Consider the following 9,527-nt stretch of genomic DNA (forward strand, 5'->3'; position numbering starts at 1 on the left):
CGGCTGCGGCTTCGGCTTCGGCTTCGGCTTCGGCTTCGGCTTCGGCTTCGGCTTCGGCAACCTCTTCCGCGGCCTGATCAGCAGAGGCCGGGATCTCGGCCGTATCCGCTGCGTCTGCTGCCTCAGCGGCGGCGGGAGCTTCGGTGTCTGCGGACACTGCTTCCGGTGCGGCGGTTTCTTCTGCCGGTTCTGCAGGCGCTTCGGCGGCCGGTTCCGGCGTTGCGGCGGGCTGCACCGCTTGCGGCTCAGATTGCGGCGCGGCGGCGACAGGGGCAGGCGTTTCAGCAGGCGCGGAGGTCACAGGGGCAGGAGCGGGTGCAGGCGCTTCAGCCGCGGCAGTCCCCAGAGCCGGGGTGGCTGCACGCAGGTGAATGCCGGTGTCGCTGGTGCGGGCCTCGACCTGGCGGGCGATTTCGCGCTGGGCGATGCGGGCCAGCATGTCGGCATCGGGCTGCGGCGGCTCAGCGCCGAAGTAGCGGTCGTCGGCGGCCAGGTCGCGGAAATACTCGGCAATGGCCTTCATCGTGCCGAAGGAATCCTCAAACCCTTCCAATGTGCAGGAAAAGGTTCCATAGGATACCGTCAAGACTTTGTTGTTGTGTACCATCAGCTCGCTCGTCGTCGCCACATCTGTTGCCATTCACCATATTGGCTGGAAGGACCAATTTTGCTCGAATCCGTGCAATTGATCGTATCATTTTGTGTTCAGAATGTGTCCTGTTTCCAAAACCGGCAGGAATTCGCCGAATGAACCGTAGGATTGTTGAAGCATTGGAACCAGTCACCCTGGTGGGCGGCGGTGAAATCCCCTCTGGCGCGCTGGAGGAGGCGCTGGCGCTGGCGCCGGTGCTGGCGGCGGCGGATGGCGGCGCGGCGGCGGCGCTGGCGGCGGGGCACCGGCCGGAGGCGGTGATCGGCGATTTCGACTCGCTGAGCGAAGCGGTGCGGGCGCAGCTGCCGCCTGAAGCCCTGCACCCGGTGGCGGAGCAGGACAGCACCGATTTCGACAAGGCGCTGCGCTCCATCGGGGCGCCGGTGGTGCTGGCGGTGGGGTTCCTGGGCGGCAGGGTGGACCACCAGCTGGCGGCCTTCAGCACGCTGGTGCAGGGGCACGGGACGCCGTGTGTGCTGATCGGCGAGACCGAAGTGATCTTTCACCTGACGCATGAGGTGGCGCTGCCGGCCCGGGCAGGGGAGGTGATTTCGCTGTTCCCGATGCAGCAGGTGACCGGGCGCTCGGACGGGCTGGAATGGCCGATCGAAGGGCTGGTGATGTCGCCGATGGGGCGGATCGGCACCTCGAACCGGGCGCTGGGGCCGGTGCGGCTGATGCCGGACGGGCCGGGGCTTTTGGTGATCGCGCCGCGGCGGCTGCTGGCGGATGTGATGAGAGCGCTCAGGCGGGATTGATGCGCTCTTCGGTTTCGGAGGGCTTACGCTCGCGCATCACCGCATAGAGGCCCGCGCCGATGGTCAGCAGGATGCCGAAGGCGGCGAGCGTGTTGGGGAGTTCTGAGAAAATCAGCCAGCCGAAGAACACCGCCACCGGGATCTCAAGATACTGCATCGAGGCAAGGGTGGAGGTGGGGGCGAACCGCAGGCTCCAGGTCATCAGGAGGTGCGCGACGGTGCCGAGGGCGCCTGCGGCGGCCAGCAGGGTCCAGGTGTCCTGCGGCGGCAGGGCGGTGGAGAGGGCAGCCACGCCGGCGGCATCGCCGATCAGCAGCACCGGCGCCAGCAGCACGGTGCCCATGACGCCCGCCACCGCCTGGACCGAGATGGGATCGGTTTCCTTGGCGATCTTGCGGGTGATCAGCATGAACAGGGCAAAGATCACCGCGACCAGCAGCGGCCAGAGGGCGTTCCAGCCGACGGCGGCAAAGCTGGGCTGGATGACCAGCAGGGTGCCGGTGAAGCCGACAACGCAGGCGCCGAGGCGGTGCAGGCCGACGTTCTCGTGCAGGACAAATTTGCCCAGGAGCAGCATGATGAACGGCATGACGAAGGCGATTGCCACCGCATCGGCCAAGGGCAGGTATTTGAAGGCGGTGAACATGGCGCCGATGCCGCCCATCTGCAGCAGCGTGCGCAGGAACAGGAGCGGCGCGACCCGGCGCGACAGGCTGAGCGGCAGCCGCAGCGCCAGGGCCAGCGGCAGCAGGATCGCGGCCTGAGCGGCAAAGCGGATGAAGACGATCTGGGCAACCGGCACCCGGTTGGTCAGCAGTTTTGCAATGGCGTCGCCCAGCGGGATCACCATGCAGAAGCCCAGCATCAGGGCGATGCCGAGGAGGGGCCGGTCCTGTGTCATGGCGCTACGCTAGGCGCGGAGGGGGAAACTTACAAGGTGCGGTTGAAAGCGGGACGGTTTGCGAAAATCGCCCCCGGGGCGCTTGCGGCCCGGTTCGCGCCCGTCCCCGCCCCGTCATGCCGGAGGCATGCTTTCAGCATGACGCGGGCGCGAAACGCCCACCCTCGGGGCCCGGCGCGAACCTGCGTCCGGTTGTCCCGGCGGAGGCAGGTTAGGGCAAAAAACTCAGCAGTTCGGCACGTTCACCGCCAGGCCGCCGAGCGAGGTTTCCTTGTACTTGTCGTGCATGTCGGCGCCGGTCTGGCGCATGGTCTCGATGCAGGCGTCCAGCGGCACGAAGTGCTGGCCGTCGCCGCGCAAGGCAAGCGAGGCGGCGGAGACGGCCTTGATCGCCGCGAGGCCGTTGCGCTCGATGCAGGGGACCTGCACCAGGCCCTTCACGGGGTCGCAGGTCATGCCGAGGTGATGCTCCAGCGCGATCTCGGCGGCGTTTTCCACCTGTTCCGGGGTGCCGCCCATCACGGCGCAGAGGCCCGCGGCGGACATGGCGGAGGCCGAGCCGACCTCGGCCTGGCAGCCGGCTTCGGCGCCCGAAATGGACGCGTTGTATTTGACCAGGCCGGCAATGGCGGCGGCGGTCAGCAGGAAATCTTCGACATGGGCCTCGGACGCGCCCGGCACGTGGTCGAGGTAGTAGCGGATCACCGCGGGCAGGGTGCCGGCGGCGCCGTTGGTGGGTGCGGTCACAACCTGGCCGCCGGCCGCGTTTTCCTCGTTCACCGCCATCGCGTAGACGCTCATCCAGTCGTTGATGGTGTGCGGGGCGGTGAGGTTCATGCCGCGTTCGGCCATCAGCGCGTCATAGATGCCCTTGGCGCGGCGGCGGACCTTCAATCCGCCGGGGAGAATGCCGTCACGCTCCAGCCCGCGGTTGATGCAGTCGTTCATCACCTGCCAGATGCGGGCGGTGCCCTTGGCGAGGCTTTCGGAGCAGCCGCGGGAGATCTCGTTGGCGCGTTTCATCTCGGCGATCGACTTGCCGCTGGATTTGGCCATCTCCAGCATCTCGGCCGCGGATTTGAACGGGTAGGGCACCGGGTCGCCCTCGTCGGTGGCCTTGCCTGCCGCCAGTTCCTCCTCGGTGACGACAAAGCCGCCGCCGATCGAGTAGAACACCTGCTTCAGGATCACGTCGCCCTGGGCGTCCGTTGCCATCAGGATCATGCCGTTGGCGTGGCCCGGCAGCGCGTGATCGTAGTCAAAGATCATGTCGGCCTTGGGGTCGAAGTGCAGCTCGCCCAAGCCTTCGGGGTGCATCTTGTGGGTCTTGTCCAGCTCCGCCAGGAAGGCCTCTGCCTTCTCGTCGTCATAGTCATGGGCGACAAAGCCGCCGAGGCCCAGGATGGTGGCCCGGTCGGTGGCGTGGCCGACGCCGGTGAAGGCGAGCGAGCCGTGCAGCGAGGCGCGCAGGCCGTGGAATTCAAACGGCGACGCGCGCATCATGTCGAGGAAGCGCGCGGCGGCGACCATCGGACCCATCGTGTGGGAGGACGACGGGCCGATGCCCACTTTGAACATGTCGAAGACGGAGAGGAACATTAGGTGGCTGATCCTTCTGGGGGATTGGCGTAGGCCGGGGATGTGAACGGGGTGGCGCCGAGGCCCTCGGCCTCGCGTGCTGCCGTGACGGCGGGGCGGTGCTCCAGCGCGGCGCAGAGGCGCTGCAGGCTGGGGTAATGGGCGATGACGAACCAGGATTTGTCGGCCTGCGCGGGGTAAAGCGCCATCCAGCGCATCTGGCAGGCCAGGTAGTAGTCCAGCACCGAGGGCTGCGGCGCGCCGAGCCAGGCGGGGCGGGCGGCGGCGGCCTGATCAAGGCTGGTCAGGTGGCGGTGCAGGCGCTGGCGCAGGACCTTTTGCAGCTGTGCCTGATCAGCTTTCGCATCGCCGATGTATTTGTCCGGGTAGAACAGCATCCGCAGGTCGGCGTGCAGCGTGTTGGAGGCGAAGAACAGCCATTTAAGGAAGGCCGCACGGTCGGCGCTGCCGGGCTGCGGTGCCATGGCGGCGTGGCGTTCGGACAGCCACAGCAGGATGGCGGCGGTCTCGAACACCGGACCATCGGGGGTTTCCAGCACCGGGATCAGCCCGCCCGGGTTCAGTGCCCGGTATTCGGGGCTGTTCTGCGCCTGTGCCTTGCGGTCGACCAGCACGGTTTCATACGGCTGGCCAAGCTCCTCCAGCACCAGCCGGATGACCAGTGATGCGTTGTCGGGGGCGTAGTGCAGGCGGTACTCGGGTTTCATGACGCAGTATTATGACGCAGACGCGCGGAATATGTGTCCGTTTCCGGCGTTTCCAATAGGAAACCCGCCTTTGTGATGCATGTTTGGCGGGCTGCGGCGGGAAAGGGTCCGGCGGCCTTGCACCGGCGGCGCGCCGGACCTTGGGAGAGCGGGCAGGGCGCGGTCAGGCGGCGCTGCGCGCGCGGCGCCGGCGGGCAAGGGAAAGGCCGTCGCGCAAGTTCTTGGAAAGCAACGTGATATTCACGACTCCTGCACACAGCTCCAGGGCCTGAACGGTATAGAACAGGCCGTCGATCTGGCCGGATTGCGCCTTGATCGCGAGGAACACGGCGCTGGGCAGCAGGATCAGCAGGCCGTTGGCGGCGATGAACTTCATGCGGCGGGATTTCGCTGCCACTTGCGGCAGCTTCCAGCCGCGGCCAAGCGATGCGCCTGTTGCCCCCGCGGCGGCCATGGCCGGAATCAGCAGCGCCATGCCGTAGAGCACCGCGGTTTTAACTTGAGCGATGGTCTGGTGGCTGCCGAAGGCCTCGGAGAAAACCGTGGATATCCAGAAGGTTGAGATGATGAGCAGGGCCAGGGTGCCTGCGATGGCGTGGAGGCGGAGTTTCATGGCGGGTGTCCTTGATTAAGATAGCGTGCTATATAAATGGTATTGAATAGCCTGCTATTCAAGTGTCATCTGAGGAAATGAGCGAATTTCAGAAAACCTCGGCCGGGTTCCTGGCCAATCACATGGCGCGGCTGTTTGCGGCGGCGCTGGCGGGACGGGTGCAGCCGCTGGGGCTGGCGCCGGCGCAGTTCATGGTGCTTTTGGAGCTGTGGGCCGAAGAGGGCCGCACCCAGGCTGAGCTGACGGCGGCTTTGTCGGTGGAGCAGGCGACCATGGCCAACACGCTGGCGCGGATGGAGCGGGACGGGCTGATCGAGCGTCGCCCGTCGCCTGAGGACAAGCGGGCGCGGCTGGTGCATCTGACGCCGAAGGCGCGGGGCCTGCGGGAAGAGGCGGTTGCGGAGGCGCAGAGCGTGAACGGCCAGGCGCTGGACGGCTTCAGCGAGGCGGAGGCGTCCCAGTTTCTGGCGCAGATGCGGCGGGTGATCGCCAACCTCCAGCGGACGCGAAGGTAGGGGCGGTGCAGCCCGCTCCGGCCGGGGGAGGCTCAAATCCGCCGGGCGGTGCAGACAAAATGGGTGAGCGACAGGAAGAAACGCCCCTCTGAGGCCAGTTCCTGCTGCTCCTGGGCCCAGGCGGCGGCGTCGTCGGGGTCGGTGGCGCCGATGTCCACCGCAAAGGCGCGGATCAGCTGGATCATCATTGCCGCCAGCCCGTCGGGGCGCAGGGTGGTGTCGCAGACGGTCAGCGGCCGGGTGTGGCGGACCTCAAAGCCGCAGCTGCGCATTTCGGCGGGCAATTTGGCGGGCAGGTCGCGCACCGCCATGTGGCGGCCCCAGGCCTCCAGCATCCGTTCCATGCGCCGGGTGTTATCGCTGTGCCAGGCCAGGGTGTCCCAATGCATGTCCCCCACCGCCAGAAGGCCGCCGGGCTTGAGCACCTTGTGCAAGGCGCGCAGGGCCGGGCGGCGGTCGGTCAGGTATTCGAACACCTGAAGCGCCGCGGCCTTGTCAAAGCTGGCCTCATCAAACGGCAGCCGGGCGGCGTCGCCTTCGGTGAGGGTGATGTTGCCGCGCCCCTCGAGCCGCTGGCGGGCGGCGGCCAGCATCTGCGGGCTGGCGTCCAGCCCGGTGACATGGCCGCTGCGGCCGACCGCGCGGGAAAGCTCCAGCGTCAGCAGCCCGTTGCCGCAGCCGACGTCCAGGATGTGCTCGCCCGGCTCGGGCGCCAGCGCGTCGAATGTTGCCCGCCGCCGCCGCGACACATCGGCGCCCTGATAGGCGTCTTCGAGCAGGCGGGTGGTCTCTTCGTCAAAGTTCAGCATGAAAACGGTCCCCTAGACAGATGAGCTATAGGCCGAAATGGCGCGATTTCCACTGTTGGGGCTGCCTCTGCAAAACCCCTCTCGCACACGGGGGGCAAACTGCCTATAACCGCCGCAAACGCGTTTCACGGAGCCGAACACATGACCGGAGAACTGTCGCCCATCGACAAGGCGAAATTCGTAGCTGCCAAGCGGGCGGCCGAAATGGTGGAAGACGGGATGCGGGTCGGCCTCGGCACCGGCTCCACCGCGGCCTGGCTGGTGCGCTGCCTGGGCGAGATGGTGCAGAAGGACGGTCTGAGGATCACCGCTGTGCCGACCTCCTCGCGCACGGCCGCGCTGGCCCGCGATGTGGGCATCAATGTGGTGTCGCTGGACGAGGCCAAATGGCTGGACATGACCATCGACGGCGCCGATGAGTTTGATGCCGACCTGAACCTGATCAAGGGCGGCGGCGGCGCGCATCTGCAGGAAAAGATCGTCGCCACCGCCTCGGACCAGATGGTGGTGATTGCGGATGCCAGCAAATCGGTCGAGACCCTGGGCGCCTTCCCGCTGCCGGTGGAAGTGCTGCCGTTCGGCTGGCAGAGCAGCCAGGCGCTGATCGAGGAAACCCTGGTGTCGATGGACGTGATGGGCCGCACCACCACCCTGCGGATGAACGGCGATGCGCCGTTTGTGACTGATGAGGGCAACTATATCCTGGACCTGCATCTGAACCGCATCGGCAACGCCCGCCAGCTGGCGCTGGTGCTGAACCAGATCCCGGGCGTGATCGAGAACGGGCTGTTCATCGACATCTGCGACACCGTGGTGATCGGCTATGGCGACGGCCGGGTCGAGGTGCGCGACATCAATGAAGGCACCGTCGAGAAGGACAAGCTGGACTTCGTCGAGAACGACAACCTGTTCACCGACCTGCAGGACTGAGCAGGCCGGGCAGCCAGGCTGCCACCTGCTGCTTCAGGGGCAAGGTTAGCGTGCTGCTAGCCGGATTTCTGCGAGGAATCCGGCCCGGTTTCCGGCGCGGAAACCGGGGGAGGGGAACCTGAAGGCGGACGGCTGAAACGGGCCTGAAATCCTCGCAGGATTTCAGGACGGAATTCGCGCCGAATTCCGCCTCCTTCAGAAGCGGAGGACTTGGCGCAGGGGATTGGTGCTGCCCGCGGCCTGCTGGAATGGAGCCATTCCTCTTCACAACCCCGCGTGAATCCGCGCCAAAAGGTTGAAAGCGGTGCAAGAACGCCCACTTGGGCATATGGCGTTTGGTGCTCCGTTGTGGGATACCAGCACAAGACATGCAAAGGGCGGAAATTCATGAGCTTTGATTACGATCTTTTTGTCATCGGCGGCGGCTCTGGCGGGGTGCGGGCAGCCCGTGTTGCGGCGCAGGAAGGCGCCAAGGTGGCGCTGGCCGAAGAGGACCGTTATGGCGGCACCTGCGTGATCCGGGGCTGCGTGCCGAAGAAGCTGATGGTTTTCGCCTCCGAATACGCCGGCATGGTCGAGGACGCCCAGGCCTATGGCTGGGACATCCAGCCCGGCGCCTTTAATTGGGACAGCTTCAAAGGCAAGCTGCACGCCGAGCTGGACCGGCTGGAGGGCATCTACCGCAGTCTGCTGAAGAACAGCGGCGTCGAGAGCTTTGACAGCCGCGCCAAGCTGGCCGATGCCCACACGGTCGAGCTGGCCGACGGCACCCGCAAGACCGCCAAGCACATCCTGATCGCCACTGGCGGCTGGCCGTCGGTGCCGGACTTCCCGGGCTCCGAGCTGGCGGTGACCTCAAACGAGATGTTCCACCTGGACGAGCTGCCGGAAAGCCTGCTGATCGTCGGCGGCGGCTATATCGCCTGCGAATTTGCGGGGATCATGAACGGGCTGGGCGTTAACACCACCCAGTACTACCGCGGCGCGCAGATCCTGCGCGGCTTTGACGACGAGGCGCGCGGGCTGATCTCTGAGGAAATGTGCCAGGCGGGCATTGATGTGCATCTGGGCACCAACGTGCTGGAGATGCGCAAGGAAGGTGATAAGATCTGGGTCAAGTCGACCAACGGCCAGGAGCGGCTGTTTGACAAGGTGATGTATGCCACCGGCCGCACCCCCAATGCCGATAACCTCGGCCTGGAGGAGATCGGGGTTGAGCGCGGCCGCAAGGGCGAGATCATCGTTGACGAGTACAGCCAGACCTCGGTGCCGTCGGTCTATGCGATCGGCGATGTGACCGACCGGGTGGCGCTGACCCCAGTGGCGATCCGCGAGGGCATGGCCTTCGTCGAGACCGTGTTCAAGGGCAACCCCACGAGCCCCGATCATGAGCTGATCCCGACAGCGATTTTCACCCAGCCGGAGATGGGCACCATCGGGCTGAGCGAGGAAGAGGCAAGCGAGCAGGAGCCGGTCGAGGTCTATGCAACCTCCTTCAAGCCGATGCAGCAGGCCTTTGCGGGGCGGGCGCAGCGGGTGCTGATGAAACTGATCGTCAGCAAGGAGACCCGCAAGGTGCTGGGCTGCCATATCGTCGCACCTGGGGCCGGAGAGATGATCCAGCTGGCCGGAATCGCCGTAAAGATGGGCGCGACCAAGGAAGATTTCGACCGCACGGTTGCGGTGCACCCGACAATGTCGGAAGAGTTGGTAACGCTGAAGACTCCGGTGCGCTCGAGCTGAGACGCTGCACCGGCAATAACTGACAACACATGCCGCCCGTTGGGATGATCATGGGCGGCAGCAAACGGATAGGAGAGAAATGGCGGGCAATAGCGGTGGCCCATGGGGGGGCGGCGGCTCCTCCGGCGGCGGAGGAGGCAACCGGGGCAATAACGGCGGCAACAATGGCGGCGGCGGCCGCAAGCCGGACGAACCCCAAATCCCCGAAATCGATGAGCTGGTGAAGAAAGGCCAGGAGCAGCTGCGAGTCCTGATGGGCGGGCGCGGCGGCGCTGGCGGCGGCCGCGGCGGACGCGGCGG

Annotated in this window: 9 protein-coding genes and 2 pseudogenes; 5 read left to right on the top strand and 6 right to left on the bottom strand. The window is 66.2% G+C overall.

What is annotated here, in order from left to right:
• Window positions 1-607: pseudogene (locus AC4HIX_RS20550) on the bottom strand (chemotaxis protein CheA); the annotation flags it as partial.
• 140 nt (window positions 608-747) lie between these two features.
• Here AC4HIX_RS20550 and AC4HIX_RS20555 point away from each other — a divergent pair.
• Window positions 748-1,410, top strand: a complete 663-nt coding sequence (locus tag AC4HIX_RS20555) for a thiamine diphosphokinase (RefSeq protein WP_490400316.1) — start codon at window positions 748-750, stop codon at window positions 1,408-1,410.
• Here AC4HIX_RS20555 and AC4HIX_RS20560 read toward each other — a convergent pair.
• The 4 genes from AC4HIX_RS20560 to AC4HIX_RS20575 form a co-directional block, all read right to left on the bottom strand.
• The gene (locus AC4HIX_RS20560) at window positions 1,397-2,311 is read right to left on the bottom strand and encodes a DMT family transporter (protein ID WP_490400317.1); all 915 of its coding nucleotides are present in this window, start codon (window positions 2,309-2,311) and stop codon (window positions 1,397-1,399) included. The genes AC4HIX_RS20555 and AC4HIX_RS20560 overlap by 14 nt on opposite strands.
• 225 nt (window positions 2,312-2,536) lie before the next feature.
• On the bottom strand, window positions 2,537-3,910 hold the full coding sequence (locus AC4HIX_RS20565) for an L-serine ammonia-lyase (protein WP_475050870.1): 1,374 nt from the start codon (window positions 3,908-3,910) through the stop codon (window positions 2,537-2,539).
• Entirely contained in the window at window positions 3,910-4,617 is a 708-nt protein-coding gene (locus tag AC4HIX_RS20570; RefSeq protein WP_490400318.1) for a glutathione S-transferase family protein, read from the bottom strand. Before AC4HIX_RS20570 ends, AC4HIX_RS20565 begins: the two co-directional genes overlap by 1 nt.
• 163 nt (window positions 4,618-4,780) lie before the next feature.
• The gene (locus tag AC4HIX_RS20575) at window positions 4,781-5,230 is read right to left on the bottom strand and encodes a hypothetical protein (RefSeq protein WP_490400319.1); all 450 of its coding nucleotides are present in this window, start codon (window positions 5,228-5,230) and stop codon (window positions 4,781-4,783) included.
• 77 nt (window positions 5,231-5,307) lie between these two features.
• Between AC4HIX_RS20575 and AC4HIX_RS20580 the strand changes: the two genes are divergently transcribed.
• The gene (locus tag AC4HIX_RS20580) at window positions 5,308-5,745 is read left to right on the top strand and encodes a MarR family winged helix-turn-helix transcriptional regulator (protein ID WP_475050874.1); all 438 of its coding nucleotides are present in this window, start codon (window positions 5,308-5,310) and stop codon (window positions 5,743-5,745) included.
• Window positions 5,746-5,777: 32 nt separating this feature from the next.
• Here the strand turns inward: AC4HIX_RS20580 and AC4HIX_RS20585 are convergent, their stop codons facing one another.
• Window positions 5,778-6,554 (bottom strand): methyltransferase domain-containing protein, encoded by a 777-nt coding sequence (locus AC4HIX_RS20585; RefSeq protein ID WP_490400320.1) that lies wholly within the window; start codon window positions 6,552-6,554, stop codon window positions 5,778-5,780.
• 141 nt (window positions 6,555-6,695) lie between these two features.
• On the opposite strand from AC4HIX_RS20585, the gene rpiA reads away from it, so the two are divergent.
• The 3 genes and pseudogenes from rpiA to AC4HIX_RS20600 all read left to right on the top strand — a co-directional run.
• On the top strand, window positions 6,696-7,484 hold the full coding sequence (rpiA, locus tag AC4HIX_RS20590) for a ribose-5-phosphate isomerase RpiA (RefSeq protein WP_475050878.1): 789 nt from the start codon (window positions 6,696-6,698) through the stop codon (window positions 7,482-7,484).
• A gap of 387 nt (window positions 7,485-7,871) precedes the next feature.
• Window positions 7,872-9,227, top strand: coding sequence for a glutathione-disulfide reductase (gene gor / locus AC4HIX_RS20595; protein WP_490400321.1), 1,356 nt, complete (start codon window positions 7,872-7,874; stop codon window positions 9,225-9,227).
• Between the two features lie 79 nt (window positions 9,228-9,306).
• Window positions 9,307-9,527: pseudogene (locus AC4HIX_RS20600) on the top strand (FtsH protease activity modulator HflK); the annotation flags it as partial.

This window comes from Leisingera sp. (assembly GCF_982940295.1).

Excerpts from the sequence above, each read along its gene's own strand:
- AC4HIX_RS20555 (WP_490400316.1), top strand. The coding sequence starts at position 748 with ATGAACCGTAGGATTGTTGAAGCATTGGAACCAGTCACCCTGGTGGGC.
- AC4HIX_RS20560 (WP_490400317.1), bottom strand. The coding sequence starts at position 2,311 with ATGACACAGGACCGGCCCCTCCTCGGCATCGCCCTGATGCTGGGCTTC.
- AC4HIX_RS20565 (WP_475050870.1), bottom strand. The coding sequence starts at position 3,910 with ATGTTCCTCTCCGTCTTCGACATGTTCAAAGTGGGCATCGGCCCGTCG.
- AC4HIX_RS20570 (WP_490400318.1), bottom strand. The coding sequence starts at position 4,617 with ATGAAACCCGAGTACCGCCTGCACTACGCCCCCGACAACGCATCACTG.
- AC4HIX_RS20575 (WP_490400319.1), bottom strand. The coding sequence starts at position 5,230 with ATGAAACTCCGCCTCCACGCCATCGCAGGCACCCTGGCCCTGCTCATC.
- AC4HIX_RS20580 (WP_475050874.1), top strand. The coding sequence starts at position 5,308 with ATGAGCGAATTTCAGAAAACCTCGGCCGGGTTCCTGGCCAATCACATG.
- AC4HIX_RS20585 (WP_490400320.1), bottom strand. The coding sequence starts at position 6,554 with ATGCTGAACTTTGACGAAGAGACCACCCGCCTGCTCGAAGACGCCTAT.
- rpiA (WP_475050878.1), top strand. The coding sequence starts at position 6,696 with ATGACCGGAGAACTGTCGCCCATCGACAAGGCGAAATTCGTAGCTGCC.
- gor (WP_490400321.1), top strand. The coding sequence starts at position 7,872 with ATGAGCTTTGATTACGATCTTTTTGTCATCGGCGGCGGCTCTGGCGGG.